Below are 19195 nucleotides of genomic sequence, written 5' to 3'. Positions count from 1 at the left end.
GCTAGCGCCCGGCGAGCGATCGAATCGGTTCCCCTCAGCGCAGACCGGTAGGCTTCCCACGTCAATGGCACGCGGAGAAGCGTCGCCGTAACCCGGGGCCGGTCCTCCGTGCGATCGATTCGACCTACGATGTGCGTGTCGGTCAGACCAGGGAGGAGCGCCGGTGAACATCGGAGAGATCGCCAGGCGGTCGGGCGTGGCGCGCAGCACCGTCTCCTACGCTCTGAGCGGCAAGCGTCCGGTGTCGGAGGCGACCCGGCAGCGCATCCAGGCCGTCATCGACGAGCTCGGCTATCGGCCCAACGCCGTCGCCCGGGCGTTGAAAGAGGGGCGGACCCGCACCATCGGCCTGGTCATCCCGCCCGCCAGCAGGCGCCTGACCGACATGCAACTCGGCTTCGTGGCCAGCGTCGTCGACGCCGCCGCACGCGCCGACCTCGACGTCCTCCTCTCACCGTCGGGCGGGGAGCACGATCGCTCGTTCGAGCGCCTGGTCGGCGGCCGGCGTGTGGACGGCGTGATCCTCATGGAGATCCGCCTGGAGGACGACCGGGTCACCCGCCTGCGCCAGAGCGGGCTGCCCTTCGTCTGCATCGGCCGTACAGACCGTCCAGACGAGATGTCCTGGGTGGACATCGACTACGAAACGCTGATCGCGAACTGCCTGCATCATCTCGCGGACCTCGGCCACCGCCGCGTCGCGCTCGTCAACCGTTCCGCGGAACTGGTCGCCGCCGGTTACGGCCCGAGCCACCGGACCCGCGCCGGTTTCACCCGCATGCTGGCCGAGCGGAACCTCGACGGCGTGCACGTGTGCTGCGCCGACGACGCCCAATCCGGCGTCTCATGCGTCGCGCAACTCCTCGCCGAGCATCCCGGCCTGACCGCCATCGCCACCATCAACGAGGCCGCGATTCCCGGCATGTACCGCGCGCTGACCCACGCGGGCCTGGCCGTGCCCGGAGACTTCTCCGTCGTCGGTGTCGCCGCCCGGCACTGGGCCGAGAATCTGCACCCGCCGTTCACCGCCGCCGACGTCCCGGCGGACGAACTCGGCGCGTGCGCCGTCGACATGCTCATCCAGCGCATCGCCGATCCCGAGGCAGCGCACCGCCACGTACTCGTCGCCCCACCCATTTCCCTGCGTGGGACGACCGGGCCCGCACGGCCCCGCGACGGGCTCGCCTGACGGCCGCGCTCCGACGCATCGCCGCGTCAGGCGATGCGTCGGAGCGCGCTTCCCGGTCAGCGGCGATCGAGGTCGGCTTCGGGGGCCGCTCATGACGATGCGGACCCGGTAGGCGCCCCGTGCCGGAACCGGCCTTGACCGGTTTCACTGTGAGCGCTAACAATTAGCCCATCACGGATGGGAGCACAATGTCGCGGACCGAGGAGAGAGCTCGGCCTCCCACCATGGCGGACGTCGCCCATCTCGCGGGCGTGTCGCACCAGACCGTCTCACGCGTCCTGAGCGCCCATCCCAACGTACGCGCCTCCACCCGGGCCGCGGTCCTCCAGGCGATCGACACGCTGGGCTACCGGCGTAACTTCTCGGCCCGTGCCCTCGTCACCCGGCGCACCCTGACCCTCGGCGTGGTCGCCTCCAACCCCACGCTGTTCGGCCCTGCCAGTACGCTCTCCGGGCTGGAGGCCGCCGCGCGCGAAGCGGGCTACATGGTCTCCACGGTCATGATGCGCCGCTACACCGCGGCGGCGCTGGAGGACGCCATCGACCACCTCAGCAACGGCGGGGTCGAGGGCATCGTCGTGATCGTGCCGCAGCGCGAGACGGTGACCGCACTGGCCGGGTTGCGGCTGCCGTTCCCGGTGGTGACGGTGGAGGGCGGGCACGACCTGCCGATCCCCAGCGTGTCCGTGGACCAGGAACTCGGCGCGCGTTTGGTCACCGACCATCTCCTCGCGGCCGGGCACCGCACCGTGTGGCACGTCGCCGGGCCGCCGGACTGGCTGGAGGCCGAGGCCCGCGTACGCGGCTGGACTGCCGCACTGGAAGAGGCCGGCGCAGAGGTGCCGCCGCCGCTGGTGGGCGACTGGACCCCGCTGTCCGGCTACCGCGCCGGACAGGAGCTCGCCGGCCGGGTCGCGTCGGGCTCGGCGCGCCGCCGTTCCGGCCAGGTGACCGCAGTGTTCGTGGCCAATGACCAGATGGCGCTGGGCGTGATGCGGGCTCTCCGTGAGGCCGGGCTGTCGATGCCGGGGCAGGTGGCCATCGCCGGGTTCGACGACATCCCCGAGGCGGACTTCTTCACCCCGCCGCTCACCACGATCCGCCAGGATTTCGCGGCGGTCGGCCAGGCCAGCATCCGGCTCCTGGTGAGCCGGCTGGAGGCCCCGGCGACGGTGGCGACGGAGAACGAGCGCATGGTGATAGAACCGCGGCTGATCGTACGCGGCAGCAGCACGTCGTCCTGATACCCGGGACGTGCCGGCGCAGGGCGGCCGGACCGCGAGGCCCGGCCGCCCGAGGCGCCGGCGGTCCTCAGGTGCGGGACCACTTCTGGTTGCTCTGCCCGTTGCAGGTCCACAGCTCCACGCCCGTGCCGTCGGCGGTGCCCTGGCCGGTGACGTCCAGGCAGAGGCCCGACTCGATTCCGGTGACCGTGCCGTCGGAGTTCAGCCGCCACTGCTGGTTCGTCCCGCCGTTGCAGGTCCAGATCTCCACCCGGGTGCCCGAGGCCGTCGCGTGACCGGGCACGTCGAGGCACTTGGTGCCGCCGTACACGGTGAGCTGGTTGGCCGACGTCAGGGTCCACTGCTGGTTCGCGTTGCCGCCGCAGTCCCAGATCTGCAGGAAAGTGCCGTCGGTCTGGCTCGCGTTCGGGACGTCCAGGCATCGGTTGGAGCCGGCGCCCCGGAGCACGCCGGTGGCCCCCGAGCCCCCGCCCGACCGGATGCCCGCGGCCGCGATCACCGACTGGGCGCCCGACGGCCAGTCGCCGTTGCCGACGGCGACGTTTCCGGAGACGGTGTTACCGCGGTCCCCGTTGACGATGTTGGTCCCGCCGTTGCCGTACCAGTTGCCGGTCAGCGTGATGGTGCCGGTGTTGTTGCCGGCGCTGGCGTTCTCGACGGCCCAGGTGCCGCCGGTGGAGGAGAACACATTGCCGGTGGCGGTGTAGTACCGGGAGCCCTCGTCGAAGTACAGGCCGAAATAGCCGTTGGTCCGCAGGCAGTAGTTGCCGCTGATGTTCCCGTTCGGGTTCGCCGACAGGGTGTAGATGCACCCGCCGTCGTTCATCTGCTGCATGACGTCGTGCACGTAGTTGCCGGTGACCCTGTCGCCCGACTCGGTCGTGGCGGTGCTGTAGCGCGGCTGGTAGTCGTACAGGCCGCGGTCCGCGTAGTCGTTGCTGCCGCCGGCGTCGTTGGCGCCCCAGCCATAGCCCACCGCGATGCCGGAGTACGGCATGTCGTAGACCTCGTTGTGGCTGATCGTGGCGTTGGTGACGTAGGTGGTCAGGAACGACACGATGCCCCGGTAGTCCAGGCCGACGTCGTGGACCAGGTTGTCGCCAATGGTGATGTCGTGGTCGATCATGCGCTGGTCGCCGGGGTGGTGCGCGTCGGCCCGCACGCCGCCGGCCACGATCGCGCCGGCGGCGTCGCCGGTGAAGGTGGATCCGGTGACGGTGATGGAGCTCGCGCCCAGGCCGACGCCGGTGGCATGGGCGTTGGCGTCATTGCCGATGCCCAGCGCGGTCTGGCCGAGGTTGACGAACTGGTCGCCGCTGAAGGTGATGCGGGCGGCCGCGGAGACCTGTACGGCTGCGGGCATCTGGCTCCAGTGCGGCCGGGCGGCCTCGAACTGGGAGCAACCGGACTGGCAGGAGCCGAACGAGGGCCAGGACCAGTTCCCGCTGAGATAGGCGCCGGTCTGCTGGTCGGCGTACCCCTGGGAGCCGCTGGGGCCCAGCCAGCTCGTCCCGGTGAAGGTGATGCCGGAGAAGGAGATGTCGTGCGCGGGGGAGTCGTAGGTGCCGCCGACGTCCACGAGGGACTGGAGCAGCGGGAACTCCACGTCGGTGCTGCTCATGTTCTGCCCGGACCGCGGGATGTAGTACAAGGCGCCGGCGGAGGTGTCGTCGTACCACTCGCCGGGCGAGTCGAGGAACTCGTAAGCGTTCTCCAGGTACAGGGGACCGGCACGGAACGGGCTGGTGAGGGTGTCGTACCCGAACGCGTTGTTGTCCCAGGCCGGTTGCTGCATCGTCAGCAGGCCGTCGCCGATGCTCTGCACCGGCGAGTACCGGTCGGTGAACGAGCCGACGCCCTCGATCTCGACGCGGTTCTGGTGCGCCAGGTTGTTCAGGTAGTTCAGGGAGGAGTCGGTGAACCTCAGCCCGGTGGCGCCGGCGGTGAAGTCCGAACGGTTCACGGTGGTACGGGCCCGCGTGGCCTCGACGCCGCCGACGTAGAGCTGCCGGGTGTCGACCCCGGCGCCGATGCTCGCCTTCCAGATGTTCTTGGAGGAGTCGGCGAGGCTCCATCCGGTGACCGCCTTCGCGCCCGTGATCACCGGATGCGCCGATGGGGCGGCCTGCCAGCTGACGGTGTGACCGCCCGAGCCGGAGTCGGCCGAGGTGAACTTGAGCGGTGCGGCCGGCCGGTACACGCCGTCGGCCAGCCGCACGATGATGTCACCGGACATCGAGGCGACCTGCGAGCGTACCGCCGCCTGCGCCGCCGACAGTGAGCACGGCTGCGCGGACGAGCAGGCGCCGCCGGTGCCGGACGGGGACGCGTAGATCGTGGTGACGGCCGCCGACGCGGAGGCCGCGGGAACGACGATGGCGGAACCGGCGGCCAGGACGACCGCGGCGGCCCGGGCCGCGGCGAGCAGCCGGTGGCCGCCGAACCGGGATGAGGACCAGGACATGGGCGGGGACCTCCCTGACGGGAACGGGCGGTGTCCGTCGACCCTCCGGAGGCGAGGTCGAATCGGTTCGCCCATTTCGAGCGGATGCTATGGCCGGGGATGCGGACGGTCAATGTTCGCCCGTGGGCGGCCTCGCCAAGGCGAATCTGTGAACGCCATCTCTCCTGGTCATGCTGGTGCCGCCGCTCCAGGTGCCGTTGCCGTGGCACGCCCGGTGTTTTCATGGCGTCGGCGTCGAATCGATTCCTACGAAGGGCAGCGACGCCAGAGCACGACACGGGCGCCCGGTCACCTGACGGCGCCATTGGTGATCCCCGAGATGATCCTTCGCTGGGCGACGGCGAACACGGCGACCAGCGGCAGGCTCATCAGGATCACGTAGGCGAAGATGAGATGCCAGTTGTTGAGGTAGAGGCCCGCACTGGCGACCTGGAACAGGTTGAGTGGCAGCGTGTCGAGCCGCCCGCCCACGATGAAGAACGCGTAGAAGACGTCGTTCCACACGTACAGGCAGATCAGGATCGTCGCGGTCGCCAGCACCGGCCGCAGCAGGGGGAGCACCACCCGGACGAACACGCGTACCGGCCCCGCGCCGTCGATCTGCGCGGCCTCCTCCAGCGACGCCGGGATCGTACGGACGAACCCGGTAACGAAGAAGATCACGGTGGACAGGTAGATGCCCATGTACACGCAGATCATCCCGATCGCGCTTCCGGCGAGGCCGAGTTGCCGCAGCAGCAGGACCAGCGTGACGATGGCCGGGGGCAGCACGATGCCGCTGATGGCCAGGGCGTACAGGGTCGCGGTGAGCCGGGACCTGCGGCGCGCGAGGATCCAGGCGGCCATGGACCCCACGACGAGGACCCCGATCACCGCCGGGACGACGATCAGCAGGCTGCCGAAGAACGCGGCCGGTACCCGGCCCTGGCGCCAGACCTCCTCCAGGTTGGCGAGCAGCCGCCAGTGACTCGGTGGCGACAGGTCGGGCGTCAGGGCCTCCCCCCGCGACTTCCCGGCGGTCGCGACCACCAGCCACAGCGGGATGCCGATCAGGACCACGACGAGCGTCCCCGCGCAGAAGGGCTGCAGCCGGCGCCAGATCGGCGCGTCGCTGAGTCCGGTCGAGCGGGCCGGGTGCCGGCGGGACGAGGACGAGGCGGCGTTCACAGGATCTCCTCACGCTTGCGCAGTACGGTGATGACCGGGAAGGCTAGGAGGAGCACGACGAGGAAGAGCACGAGGCTCATGGTGGTGGCCTGCGCGAACAGGCCCTGGCCGAACGTCCGGTAGATGAAGACGTTGAGGATCTCGGTCGTACGGGCCGGGCCGCCGGCCGTGGTGGCCTGCACGATGTCGAACCCGTTCATCGAGCCCAGCAGGGCGGTCGCGACGTTGAAGGTGATCGCGGGGGCCAGGAACGGGAACCGTACCGACCAGAACATGCGCCAGCGGGAGGCGCCGTCGATGCGTGCCGCCTCGGTGATGTCCTCGGGCACCGTCTTGAGCCCGGCGAGGTAGATGAGCATCGACAGGCCCATCCACTTCCAGGCGTGGATCACCGCGACCGTGACGATCGTCCAGGTCGTGTCGCCGAGCCAGGCGTAGCCGACGTGCTGCCGGAGCACGGCGCTCAGCAGCCCGTTCAGGCTGCCATCCGGCTTGAGGAGTGCCTGGAAGATGTAGCCGACCGCGAGCGCGGACATCATCACCGGGATGAGGAAGAACACCCGCGCGATCCGGTTCACGACCGTGTCGCGTTCGAGCAGGACGGCCAGGAGGAAGCCGAAGACGTTCTGGAAGGTGGCCACCAGGACCGCGTAGACGACGGTGATGCGGAGTGAGCGGAGCAGGGTGCCGTCGGAGATCAGGCTCCGGAAGTTGTCCAGACCGACCGGGCGTATCGCGCTCTTGAAGCCGGACCAGTCGGTGAAGGCGTAGATGAAGTTGAACAGAGTCGGTACGAAAAAGAAGATCAACAGCAGGACGTACGCGGGCGCCATGAACCACATCGGGTGCGTGCGGCGGTCGTTGCCGCGTCGGCGCCTTCCGGCGCGTGTCCTCGCCGGCCGGGCCGGCCGCACGGCCCGTCCTCGCTCCGCGCTCGCTTCCACCGTGTTCACGGCTGTCTTCCCCACGTGCACGTTCGGGCTCCTTCGCGGGAGGGGTGCCGGAGTGGGGCTCCGGCGCCGCGCTCGGAGGGACGATGATCAGAATCCGGAGGCCCCGGCGGCCTTGGCGAGCTGCGCGAACTGGTGCTGGGTGGTCGAGGCCACCTTCGGCGGCGCCATCTTCCCGGCGATCATGTCGGAGAGGTTGAGATAGAGGTCGGGGTTGGCCACGGCGAGCACCTGCATCGAGCCGACCGACGTCGCCAGGGAGGCGTGCACGGCCCGCAGTGCCTGCGGAACGCCGGGCGGGCTGGGCACCGAGGGCTCCAGCGACACGGTGTCGCGGTCGGCGATGAAGGCCCCATAGTCGGGGCCCATCCAGAACGCGAGCAACTGCCGGGCGGCGGCCTCGCGCCTGGCGTCTCCGGTCCGGAAGGCGACCAGGGCGTTGGACTGGTCGGGGATGTAGGTGCCGATGTTGCCGGACGGCGAGATCGGGAAGAACCCGATCTTCTTGTCGAGGGTCGCGGTGTCGGCACTGGCCTGCAGCTCGCCGAAGAAGGAGTTCACCTGGAGGGCCATGGCGGCCTTGCCGTCGAGCAGTGCCCTGCCCTGGTCCTCGAAGGTCGCGGTCTTGATGTCGGAGTTGAACAGGCCTTCGTCGATCAGCGACTTGTACGTCTTGATGGCGTTCAGCACCACCGGACTGGAGAACGTCTCCTGGTGCTTGTTGATCTTGTCCCAGAGGCCGCTCTTCGCGGCGTCGGCGAGCTGGACCTGCACCCACCACTGGGTGGCCCACCGGTCGCCGCCCATCTCGAAGAACGGCGTGACGCCCTTTCCCTTGAGCCGGCGGGCCATCGCCACCATGTCGCCGAAGTTCTTCGGCGGCCGGGTGATGCCGTTCGCGGCGAAGACCTGCTTGTTGTAGTAGACGCCCTCGACCGCCGGGCTGGTGACCAGCGCGGCGTAGCGGGTGCTCCCGAGGAGCCCGGTCATGTCCTTCAGCCGGGGATCGAGCTTCGGCAGCCAGGGGGCCCCGGTGAGCTGCTGGAGGTTGGCCCTGGCGTTGATCGCCGTCAGCATGGACGCGGTCGGCTGCCAGAAGGCCAGATCCGGTTTGTCGCCGGTGGCGACCTTGGTCTGCACGCCCTGCTCGTACGGGTCGGGGATGGTCACGACCTTGACGGTCGCGCCTGTCACCCGGTGGAAGGCGTTGATCACCTGCTTGGGCACGGTGTTGCTGTTCTGGGCGGCCCAGATGGTCAGGTTGACACCGTCGAGCTTGGCCGCAGGGTCCGCCCAGGTCGTCCGGATGCCGCCGGCCGACGCGCCAGAGCCGGGATCGCTGCAGCCGGTGACGGTCAGGCTGACGGCGAGCGTCGCGGCCGCGCCGAGGAGGGTCCTTCGCTTCATCGGTGCTCCTTTCGGGAAAGGCCGCTCAGCCCGCGGCGGCAGAGCGGCCGGTCAACGGTTCAGAGGCTGTCCTTGCGGATGGAGCGGACGCGGAAGAGGCGGGCGGCGACCGTCTCCGGGTCTGGGCGCAGGACGGTCAGCCGTCCGGCGCCGGGCTCGAAGCGGTGGCCGAAGGGCGAGAGGTGCCGCGGGTAGAGCGTGTCGATCTCCACCTCGGCGCCGGCCAGATGGGGCAGGGACAGGACGGCATCGCCGGTGGTCCCGCCGCGGTACCAGACCGTGACGTACGTCGTGTCGCCTACGTGCAGGGCCAGACTGAGCCAGGGGTCCGACCAGCCCGGCAGGCCCAGCGGCCACAGCGGCATGGCGGAGACGAGGCCGGCCCGGATGTCGCGGTGGACGGCGACCGCGTCCCGTACGGCGGCGAGTTGCCGGCCCGTCATCCGGTCGAGGTGGCCGGAGAGGTACGGCCGGCCGAGAAGGGCGGTGCACAGCGTAAAGGCGATCTCCTCGTCGCTCATGTCCGGTTGCGGGTACGCCCAGATGCCGGACTGCTCGGGAAGCAACGACAGCGGTGCCGCCGCGGCGATGGGCGGGTAGCGCCGGAAGTCCTGCTGGTCGCTGGTGGACTGCAGCTGCATCCGCGCCAGCACGGCGTAGTCCATGCGCATCGCCCCGGACGCGCAGTTCTCCAGGACGAGCGCGGGATGCCGGTCCAGCACCTGGTCCAGCCAGGCCAGGTGAGCGCGGTTGTGGGCGAGCAGCCCCGCTCCCGCGCTGTCGGCGTCCCGGTCGGTGCCGACGCCGGGGTCGATGTTGTAGTCGAGCTTGAAGTAGCCGACGCCGAGCTCCTCGACCAGCCGGTTGATCGTCTCGTCCAGGTGGGCGACGGCGAGCGGGTGCCGCAGATCCAGGTGGTAGCGGTCGTGCTCGACGACCCGGGCGCCGCCGCGCTGCAAGAACGCCTCGTCGGGCAGCTTGCCGGCGATCGGGCTGCGAACGCCGACCACCTCCGGCTCCAGCCACAGGCCGGGCAGCATGCCGCGCCGGCGGATATGGCCGAGCACCTCCTCGATGCCGCGGGGGAAGCGGGTCTGGGACGGCTCCCACGCGCCGACGCTGTCCCACCACGCGTCATCGCCGTACCAGCCGGCGTCGACGCAGAACACCTCCGCGCCGACGTCGGCCGCCGCGTCGATCAGCGGAAGCAGCTTCGCGGTCGTGGGATCCCCCATCAGGGTGTTCATGTAGTCGTTGAACACGACCGACAGGGCGGTGCGGTCGGCGTGCGGGCGTACGATCGCGCGCCGGTGGGCGGTCAGCGCGGCGGCCGCGCCGTGCAGGTCGTCGCCGGACACGGCGACCGACACCGGAACGGTGGTGAAGGAAGCTCCGGGCCGCAGCTCCTGCCGCCACTGGTGGTCCAGGTCGGTCGGCCCGAGCAGCGTGACGTAGGCCCCGTCGAGGCGTTCGCCGGTCTCCCATCGCCACGCGCCGTTGTGCTCGACCTGCCACAGCCAGGCGTCGCCGCTCACCCGGTCGATCAGGCCCCCGGTGGGCAGGTCCCCGCTGGTCGACCACGCGCCCGTGCTGACGGCCGCGAACCGGCCGCGGCCGTGCTGCCGGTGCAGCGACAGATTCAGGTCGGCCGCGATCTCGCGGAACGGGCGTCGGCGCCACCGGCCCTCGCCCAGCCACTCGCCGGAGCCGTGGACCACGTCCAGCCGCTCGACCGGTCGTCCGAGGAAGCCTGCGGCGAACGAGGACACGCCCAGCAGAAGCACCCGGCCGATGCCGTTGTTGGTCACGCGGACCTGGCTCCGCACCGCGCTCACCCCTTCGGGCGAGCGGAAGATCACCTCGACCCGCAGGCCCGTCGGTTCGTCGCGCAGCGTGATCCGCAGCCGATGCGAGAGGCCGTCCCGCGACGACTCCTCACCTGCGAACACCAGACGGCGGCCGATCGTGGTCTCGGCGAACCGCTGCGAGACCGCGGCCCGCCCCGTACCGGGGGTGAGGATCTCCACGAGCGGCTGCGCGGGGCGTACCGGCACGTCGGCGGCCCGGCCGTCCGTCAGCTCGCGGATGCTCACCGGCCGTCCCGCGGTGACGTCGACGGTGAGGCGCAACGCCGAGTGGCCCCACGTGATGGTCGCGCTGTCGTCGAACAGGCTCAACTGCCGCTCCCTCGCTGGCCGTCCGGAGCACGGATGTGACCGGTCACATGTGCAGTGTGAGCGCTCACATCCGAGAGGAGAAGACCCAATCGGTGTTCCGTTTCGCGGACGTACCGGGCTACCCCGCGGGAGGCGGGGCGGTCGACTCCCGGATCACCAGGCTGGGGGCGGTCAGCGAGACCTCCGGATGCGGCCGGCCGTCGAGTTCGGCGGCCACGGCGGCGACGCAGGCCCGGCCCAGACCCGCGAAGTCCATCCGGATGGTGGTCAGCGCGGGAGTCCAGTACGCCGAGCCGGGAACATCGTCGATCCCGACGAGGCTGACGTCGCCGGGAACGGCCCGGCCCGCGTCGTACAGGGCGCGCCGTACGGCCATGGCGGTGTCGTCGTTGCCGCACAGGATCGCCGTGACAGTGGAGTCGCCGGCCAGCGACCGGCCGGCCGCGTAGGCAGACGGGGCGTCCCACCCGGCGACCACGACGTCCGGGACCTGCGCGCGGGCCTCGGTGAGAGCGCGCCGCCAGCCCGCCTCACGCCCGTGCGTCCCGGCCTCGGAGGGGATCGCCACGTGGTGCACCGTGCGGTGCCCGAGAGACAGCAGATGCCGGGTGGCCTCCGCTGCCGCCTGCTGTTCGTCCAGACAGATCGTCGGCGGTCCGTCCTGGACGAGTATGCCGGGTTCGATCGCCGCGACCGCGGGAAGCGCGCGGGGGAGCCGCCGCAGCACCTCGGTGCCCTCGACGTCGAAGGCGATCACGACGACTCCGCCCGCGCTCGGATCGCTCACGTGGTCGACGGCCTGCCGGATGTCGGCGGCGGCGGCCGACTCGATGACCTGGACGCCGACGGCGAGCCCCTCCTCGCGGGCGGCCTCCTCGACACCCTGGAGCATCGCGGCGTAGCCGTAGAGCACCGTGTTGGAGGTGAGGACGGTGACCGAGCGGGCCCTGCCCAGCCCAAGCGCGCGGGCGGCCCGGTTGGGCCGGTATCCGAGGCGATCGATGGCGGCCATCACCTGAAGCCGCGTCGCCGCGCGCACACTCGGCGAGTGGTTGAGGACCCGTGACACGGTCTGATACGACACGCCGGCCGCCGCCGCGACATCCCGGATGCTCGGTGTGGCACCCCGGCGCCGGCGACCGGGGCCGCGTTCCGGAGGAGCGGAAGCCTGGCCGGGAGGGGGCTGACCCATGCCGTCATCGTCGTCGTTCCCGCGGCGGCCGGTCAAAACGAGCACTCAGTCGAATCGTTTCGTATCCGGGCGGCGGCATACACCCGGGTGAGGGTGCCCGGCGACCGGTCGGCCCCGGCCTTCGAGTTAGCCCGGCGCCGGGCACGTGAGCTGGATGAAAACTCCCGTGTCGCCTGCTTTCACGGCCGGCTGCGGTGGGCCGCGTGGCTGAGCAGTGCGGACACGGCGCGCCGCGGCGTCGTCGCCGACGGCGTGTAACCCGCCATTGACCGCCTCTCAACGCGGTCGTAACATCCGCTCGAACCGATTCGGCCAGTCGATCCGACAACCCCATCGGAGCCCGCCACCACCCCGAGGTGGCGAGTCCGCCCTACCCGCCACCGCACACGTACCGCTCCGCCCGGATGCGCTCCAGCCGCGACCGCACGAACCGGTCGAGGACGCGGCTGTGGTGCCCGCGAACGGCCCGGCCGCGGTTCTACCTCCCATCCCATCGCATCCGGACGAACCCCGGACCGGAGGAACGATCGATGAGTACGAGAGCACGGCTCGGCCGCCTGGTGGCGCTGGGCGCAATGGTCCTGGCGCTGGCGATCCCCGTGACGGTGAACGCTCCGAGCGCCTCGGCCGCCGAGTCGATGAGCGTGAATCTCGCAGCGACGCGAGGCGCGGCGACCGGAGTCGGCCAAGGTTTCCTCTACGGCTTCAACCAGGATGGTTCGCAGCCGCCCGACCAGTACCTGTCATCGCTCCATCCCAACGCGTACCGCGGCGGCGGGCACGTGACCCGAGGGTGGATCGGGGACGGCTACCAGTACGGTTCCGGCACCCAGACGGATGTCAACGCGGTGATCTCGCAGGCCAAGCGCCTCACCAAGGCGCCTTACAACGCCGAGTACCAGGTGATCGTGAGCGATCTCTACGGCGTGGACGGGGGGCAGCCGTCGGACACGACCTACCCCTGCGACAACGGAAACTGCTCCAACTGGGTCAGCTTCATCGACGCGACGGTGGGCGCGCTCCAGGCGTCCGGGCTCACCTTCGCCTACGACATCTACAACGAGCCGGACATCTCCGTCTTCTGGAAGCGCGGGATGAACAGCGCGCAGTACTTCCAGATGTGGGACACCGGTTATCGGGAGATCCGGCGCATCGCGCCGAACGCGAAGATCGTGGGGCCGTCGCTCGCCTTCACGCCGCTGGGGAACCCGGGGGAGTGGCAGACGTGGCTGGCCCACGTCAAGGCCGCGGGCACGGTGCCCGACGAGATCACCAACCACGACGAGGGCGACGTCGACGACCCCGTGACCGTGTCCCAGGCCATCAACGGCGACCTGGACGCCGCCGGCATCGCACGCCGGCCTCTGTCCGCGAACGAGTACCAGCCCGCGGACCGGCAGACCGCCGGCGTGACGGCCTGGTACCTCGCCCGCTTCGCGCAGTCCGGCTACACCAACGCGATGCGCGGCAACTGGGTCTGCTGCCTGATCCCCAACCTCACCGGAATTCTCGGCGTGAACGGCAGCAGCTATACGACCACGGGCAACTGGTGGGCGTTCCGCACCTACGCCGACCTCACCGGCACCCTGGTCTCCACGTCCGGGCAGACCGGAAGCACGGCGATCTCCGCCGCCGAGGACAGCTCGAACAAGCGAGCCGTCGCCGTCATCGGCGACTCGAACGGGTACACCGGCAGTGCGTCCGTGACGTTCAACGGCCTGTCCTCGGTGCCCTGGCTGGCGAACAACGGCAGTGTCAACGTCACCGTGTACCGGATCCCGGACCAGTCGTCACTGAGCTCGCGGCAGGTGGTCTACAGCCAGAACGTGAGCACCTCCGGCGGTTCCGTCACGGTGCCCGTCACCTTCCAGGCCTCCCACGACGCCTTCGGCATCTACCTGACCCCCGCGCAGTCGACCGGGGGCGGCTTCCCGAGTGGCTACCACCAGCTCGTCGTCGGCAACAACGGGTTGTGCCTGGATGTGTACGGCAACTCCTCCACGGCCGGTGCGGCGATCGACCAGTGGTCCTGCAACGGCCAGTCGAACCAGCAGTTCCAGTACCTGGCGGGGTCGAACGGCTACGGGGAACTACAGGCGCAGAACTCCGGTCAGGTGATCGCCGTGGCGAACGGGTCCACGACGGCCGGCACGCCGGACATCGTGCAACAGGCCCGGAACGGGTCGGCCGGCAGCATGTGGAAGCCGATCCAGCAGTCCGACGGCTCCTATGAGTTCCAGAACAGCAACAGTGGCCTGTGCCTGGACGTCTACGGGAACGGCGCTGACCAGGGCCAGCAGCTGGACCAGTGGCCGTGCAAGAACGCGCCCGGCACCAACCAGGACTTCACCCCCCGCTGACCCCTTCCCCGACCTGACGGCATCCTCGAACGGAGATGGTTCCATGTCCGTGGTCTCCGCCACTCGATGGCGAGCCAGACCGATCGCGCTGGCCCTGATGGCCCTGGCGCTGGTGTTATTCGGCCTCGGTACACCCGCAGGCACGCCCGCCGCGTCGGCGGCGTCGTCGCTGCCGTGTGACATCTACGCGGCGGGTGGCACACCGTGCGCTGCGGCGCACAGCATGACGCGGGCGCTCTTCACGTCCTACAACGGTCCGCTCTACCAGATCAAACGTTCCTCCGACGGGCAGTCCCGCGACATCGGCCTGCTGTCGGCCGGCGGCTACGTGGACGCGGCCCCGCAGGTCTCGTTCTGCTCGGGCACCTCCTGCACGGTCACGAAGATCTACGACCAGACCGGCAACCACAACGATCTACCGATCTCGTGGGGCGGCTACTGGAAGGGCCCCGGGCCGAACGGCGCGGACGTCGGCGCGGACGCGATGGCGCTGCCGGTGACGGTCGGCGGGCACCCGGCGTACGGGATCAAGGTCACGCAGGGCGTCGGCTACCGGATCGACCACGCGGCCGGGGTGCCGACCGGCTCACAGCCCGAGGGCATCTACATGGTGACCTCGTCGAACTATGTCAACCAGTGGTGCTGTTTCGACTACGGCAGCGGCGAGAACTCCCACACCGACACCGGTAACGCGACGATGAACGCGATCGAGTGGGGTACCGCGTGCTGGTTCGGTGGATGCACGGGTACCGGGCCGTGGGTGGAGGCCGACCTGGAGAACGGCATGTACCACACCGGGACCGGCTCCAACAAGGACCCGAACAACTCGGGAGTGCATTTCCCGTTCGTCAGCGCCTGGGAGAAGAACAACGGCACGAGTAATTTCACGTTGAAATATGGGAATGCCGCCAGCGGTGGGCTGACGACACCGTACTCGGGCGCCCTGCCGAACGGCTACTCCCCGATGCGTGTCGACAGTTCGATCCTGCTGGGCACCGGCGGCGACAACAGCACCAGCGGTGTCGGCGAGTTCTTCGAGGGGGCCGTGACGAAGGGCTACCCGTCCGACTCGACCGAGAACGCGGTGCAGAGCAGTATCACGGCCGCCGGTTACGGATCGGGCGGCACCGGCGCCCGCAGCGGTGAGCTGCACGCGGTGGGGTCGGGCCGGTGTCTGGACGTGCCGAACGCCAGTGCGACTCCGGGTACTCAGGTACAGATCTATGACTGCTGGGGTGGGGCCAACCAGGTCTGGACGTACACCTCGTCGGGTCAGCTGACCGTCACCAGCGGTGGTGCGACGTTGTGTCTGGACGCCTACGCCGACCAGACGTCTCCGGGGACGAAGGTGGAGACCTGGACCTGTAATGGCGCGGCCAACCAGCAGTGGAGGTTGAACTCCGACGGGACGGTCACCGGTGCGCAGTCCGGGTTGTGCCTGGATGTGACCAACGCCGCGACCGCGAACGGTTCCCTGGTGGAGCTGTGGACCTGCAACGGCGGATCCAACCAGCAATGGACGCTCGGATGACCCTTTCCTGACCCACGCCCCGCTCCGATCGGTCCGTGTTCCCCCTGCCCTGAGAGGTCCCCGTCATGTCCTCCTCATCGTCACCGTTCCAGCTGAGCCGCCGCCGGCTGCTCGCCTCGGCCGGGGTGGCCGCCGCCGCGAGCCTGCTGTGGGTCCGCGACGCCGACGCCACCGCCGGCCCGAGCAGCTACACCGCGAGCTGGGCGTCGGTCGACCAGCACCCACCGGCTCCCGAGTGGTACCAGGACGCCAAGTTCGGCATCTACTACCACTGGGGCGTCTTCAGCGTCCCGGCGTTCGGCAACGAGTGGTACCCGCGCAACATGTACATCTCCGGCTCGGCGGAGAACAGCCACCACATCGCGACCTACGGCGATCCGTCGGTCTGGCCGTTCCACAACTTCATCAACGGGGCCGGCGACAAGGCCGGCCACTACGTGCAGTTCGCGCCGAAACTGACCTCGGCCGGCGGCAACTGGGACCCGAACGCGTGGGCGCAGCTGTTCGCCGACGCCGGAGCGAAATTCGCCGGACCGGTGGCCGAACACCACGACGGCTTCTCGATGTGGAACAGCACGGCGAACGAGTGGAACTCCGTCGCCAAGGGTCCCCGGCTGGACCTGCTGCGCCTGCACGCGGACGCGATCCGGTCCAAGGGCCTGAAGCTGTACGTCTCGCTGCACCACGCGTACCACTTCAACGGCTACTACGACCACGTCCCGGCCCAGTCGACGACCACGCTCAAGAAGCTGTACGGCCAGCTGGGCGGCGCCGCGGAGAACCAGCTGTGGTACGACAAGCTCAAGGAGATCATCGACGGCTACCAGCCCGACATCATCTACCAGGACTTCGACCTGAACCTGGTCGACGAGTCCAAACGGCTGGCCTTTCTGGCGTACTACTACAACCAGGCGGTCGCCTGGAACAAGGACGTCGTCGCCACCTACAAGGACGGTTTCGACAACAAGGGCGAGGTCTACGACTTCGAACGCGGCGGACCGGGCGGGCTCCAGTCCCCGTACTGGCAGACCGACGACAGCGTCTCCAGCTCGAGCTGGTGTTACACCGTCGGCATCGGCTACTACTCGACCAAGGCGCTGCTGCACGCGCTGCTGGACCGGGTCAGCAAGAACGGCACCATGGTGCTCAACATCGCGCCGATGGCGGACGGCACGATCCCGTCCGGACAGCAGACGATCCTGCGCGGCATCGGGGACCACCTGGGGCGGTTCGGCGAGTCCGTCTACGCCACCCGGGCCTGGACCGCCTACGGCGAGGGCCCGACGCAGATGGGCGGCGGATCGTTCACCACGCCACGTGAGGGCACGAGCCAGGACATCCGGTTCACCCGCAGCAAGGACGACACGGTGCTGTACGCGACCGTGCTGGGCTGGCCGGGCACCACGCTGAACATCACCACGCTCGCCTCCGGCCGGATCAACCTGGGCACCCTGAGCTCGGTGCGGCTCCTGGGTGCCACGGCCGGGTCGTACATCGACCTGCCGACCCGAAGCCAGGACGGATCGGGCCTGCACATCTCGATGCCCTCGTCCGCGCCGTACAGCGCCCTGGCGTACGTGGTCAAGCTGACCTTCTCCGGTTCCATCCCCGTCCTGGGGAGCGGAGGCGGCACCCTCACCGGCTGGGTGAGGATCGCCAACGTCACGAGCGGCCTGGTCCTGGACAGCGGCGGCAACGTCGCCTCCGGGTCCGTGCTCAAGCAGTGGAACTACGACGGCAGCACCAACCTGCAGTGGCAGCTGGTCGACCTGGGCACGGGCTACTACCGCATCGTCAACCGGACCAACGGCATGGTCGCCGACAGCTGGGGCAACGCCGCCAACGGCGCGAGCTGCCTCCAGGCGGCCTGGAACGGCGGCAACAACCAGCAGTGGCGGCTGAACAGCCTCGGCAACGGGCGCTACCAGATCATCAACCGGGGGACCGGCACGGCTCTGGACGGTGCGGGCAGCACCACGGCCGGGTCGACCACCGTCCTTTGGGCGCCGAACTCCAGCACCAACAACCAGTGGACCATCACCGCGGCCTGACGGCAGAAGAGGTCGAGACATGACGACGAGGAAGATCGGCCTGGTCGCCGCTGCGGTAATCGCGGTGGTCCTGGCGCTCTGCACCACGATTCCGGCCGGGGCGGCGGCCACGTTACGCGGGCTGGCCGAGGCGAAGGGCCGTTACTTCGGCACCGCCCTGACCAGAGGCGACCTGGGCAACGGGTCCGAGACGAGCATCGCCGGGACCCAGTTCGACATGGTGACCCCGGGCAACGAGATGAAGTGGGACACCACCGAGCCGTCGAACGGCGGCTACAACTTCGGGCCCGGCGATCAGATCGTCTCCTTCGCCCAGTCGCACTCCATGCGCGTGCGCGGGCACAATCTGGTCTGGCACGCCCAGCTTCCCGGCTGGGTGAGCGGCCTGCCGCTGAACCAGGTGCAGGGCGTGATGGAGTCCCACATCACCACCGAGGCCACGCACTACCACGGCAAGGTCTACGCCTGGGACGTGGTCAACGAGCCGTTCAACGAGGACGGCACCCTGCGCCACGACGTGTTCTACAACGCGATGGGCACGAACTACATCGCCGACGCCCTGCGTACGGCGCACGCCGCCGACCCGGACGCGAAGCTGTACCTGAACGACTACAACATCGAGGGCCAGAACGCCAAGAGCAACGGCATGTACTCACTGGCGCAGTCGCTGCTGTCCCAGGGCGTGCCGCTGAACGGCATCGGGCTGGAGAGCCACTTCATCGTCGGCCAGGTGCCCTCCTCCCTGCAGGCGAACATGCAGCGGTTCGCGGCTCTCGGACTGGACGTGGCGATCACGGAGCTGGACGACCGCATCCAGCTGCCGGCCTCCAGCTCGACACTGCAGCAGCAGGCCACGGACTACGGCACCGTGGTCAGGGCGTGCCTGGCGGTCTCCCGCTGCGTGGGCGTCTCCCAGTGGGGCGTCGACGACGGGCACTCATGGATCAACGGCACCTTCCCCGGGTACGGCGCCGCGACCATGTACGACGGCAACTACCAGCCCAAGCCCGCCTACAACGCCACGGTCACCGCGCTCGGCGGCTCCTCGACCGGTACCCGCACCGGTGAGCTGCACGCGGTGGGGTCGGGCCGGTGCCTGGACGTGCCGAACGCCAGTGCGACTCCGGGTACTCAGGTGCAGATCTATGACTGCTGGGGTGGGGCGAACCAGGTCTGGACGTACACCTCGTCGGGTCAGCTCACGGTCGTCAGTGGTGGTGCGACGTTGTGTCTGGACGCCTATGCCGACCAGACGTCCCCGGGGACGAAGGTGGAGACCTGGACGTGTAACGGCGCGGCCAATCAGCAGTGGCAGCTGAACTCCAATGGGACGGTGACCGGGGTGCAGTCCGGGTTGTGCCTGGATGTGACCGATCACGGCACCGCCAACGGCTCCCTGGTGGAGCTGTGGACCTGCAACGGCGGGTCCAACCAGCAATGGACCCTCGGATAAGGAGCGGGAC

The 19195-nt window shown here is 69.5% G+C and carries 12 protein-coding genes; 6 read left to right on the top strand and 6 right to left on the bottom strand.

Annotation, left to right across the window (positions count from 1 at the left end; all coding sequences use genetic code 11):
- The first annotated feature begins 163 nt into the window (after window positions 1-163).
- Both ABEA10_RS12475 and ABEA10_RS12470 read left to right on the top strand, forming a co-directional pair.
- Complete coding sequence (locus ABEA10_RS12475) at window positions 164-1189, top strand: LacI family DNA-binding transcriptional regulator (protein WP_345462013.1); 1026 nt, start codon at window positions 164-166, stop codon at window positions 1187-1189.
- A gap of 224 nt (window positions 1190-1413) precedes the next feature.
- Entirely contained in the window at window positions 1414-2433 is a 1020-nt protein-coding gene (locus ABEA10_RS12470; protein WP_345462010.1) for a LacI family DNA-binding transcriptional regulator, read from the top strand.
- 67 nt (window positions 2434-2500) lie between these two features.
- Here the strand turns inward: ABEA10_RS12470 and ABEA10_RS12465 are convergent, their stop codons facing one another.
- The 6 genes from ABEA10_RS12465 to ABEA10_RS12440 all read right to left on the bottom strand — a co-directional run bounded on the left by ABEA10_RS12465 (window position 2501) and on the right by ABEA10_RS12440 (window position 11790).
- Window positions 2501-4897, bottom strand: coding sequence for a ricin-type beta-trefoil lectin domain protein (locus ABEA10_RS12465; RefSeq protein ID WP_345462007.1), 2397 nt, complete (start codon window positions 4895-4897; stop codon window positions 2501-2503).
- A 288-nt stretch (window positions 4898-5185) separates the two neighbouring features.
- Window positions 5186-6064 (bottom strand): carbohydrate ABC transporter permease, encoded by an 879-nt coding sequence (locus ABEA10_RS12460; protein WP_345462004.1) that lies wholly within the window; start codon window positions 6062-6064, stop codon window positions 5186-5188.
- Window positions 6061-7017 carry a carbohydrate ABC transporter permease gene (locus ABEA10_RS12455; RefSeq protein ID WP_345462001.1) on the bottom strand — a complete coding sequence of 319 codons (957 nt, stop codon included), beginning with the start codon at window positions 7015-7017 and terminating at the stop codon, window positions 6061-6063. The genes ABEA10_RS12460 and ABEA10_RS12455 overlap by 4 nt, the downstream gene beginning before the upstream one ends.
- Before the next feature lie 87 nt (window positions 7018-7104).
- A complete protein-coding gene (locus ABEA10_RS12450) occupies window positions 7105-8421 on the bottom strand; it encodes an ABC transporter substrate-binding protein (RefSeq protein ID WP_345461998.1) in 1317 nt (438 codons plus the stop codon).
- A gap of 59 nt (window positions 8422-8480) precedes the next feature.
- On the bottom strand, window positions 8481-10598 hold the full coding sequence (locus ABEA10_RS12445; RefSeq protein WP_345461995.1) for an alpha-galactosidase: 2118 nt from the start codon (window positions 10596-10598) through the stop codon (window positions 8481-8483).
- A 118-nt stretch (window positions 10599-10716) separates the two neighbouring features.
- A complete protein-coding gene (locus ABEA10_RS12440) occupies window positions 10717-11790 on the bottom strand; it encodes a LacI family DNA-binding transcriptional regulator (RefSeq protein ID WP_345461992.1) in 1074 nt (357 codons plus the stop codon).
- A gap of 530 nt (window positions 11791-12320) precedes the next feature.
- On the opposite strand from ABEA10_RS12440, the gene ABEA10_RS12435 reads away from it, so the two are divergent.
- From ABEA10_RS12435 to ABEA10_RS12420, 4 genes are all read left to right on the top strand, one after another.
- Window positions 12321-14150 (top strand): RICIN domain-containing protein, encoded by a 1830-nt coding sequence (locus ABEA10_RS12435; protein ID WP_345461989.1) that lies wholly within the window; start codon window positions 12321-12323, stop codon window positions 14148-14150.
- Window positions 14151-14193: 43 nt separating this feature from the next.
- Window positions 14194-15681 carry an arabinofuranosidase catalytic domain-containing protein gene (locus ABEA10_RS12430; RefSeq protein ID WP_345461986.1) on the top strand — a complete coding sequence of 496 codons (1488 nt, stop codon included), beginning with the start codon at window positions 14194-14196 and terminating at the stop codon, window positions 15679-15681.
- Window positions 15682-15746: 65 nt separating this feature from the next.
- Window positions 15747-17732 (top strand): alpha-L-fucosidase, encoded by a 1986-nt coding sequence (locus ABEA10_RS12425; protein ID WP_345461983.1) that lies wholly within the window; start codon window positions 15747-15749, stop codon window positions 17730-17732.
- Window positions 17733-17751: 19 nt separating this feature from the next.
- Entirely contained in the window at window positions 17752-19185 is a 1434-nt protein-coding gene (locus tag ABEA10_RS12420) for an endo-1,4-beta-xylanase (RefSeq protein ID WP_345461980.1), read from the top strand.
- Window positions 19186-19195 lie beyond the last annotated feature (10 nt).

Origin of the sequence: Actinoallomurus oryzae, assembly GCF_039541955.1 — a bacterium.
GTDB lineage: Bacteria > Actinomycetota > Actinomycetes > Streptosporangiales > Streptosporangiaceae > Actinoallomurus > Actinoallomurus oryzae.
The sequence above is the reverse complement of the archived record's forward strand: the minus strand, read 5'-3'. Positions and strand labels throughout refer to the sequence as shown.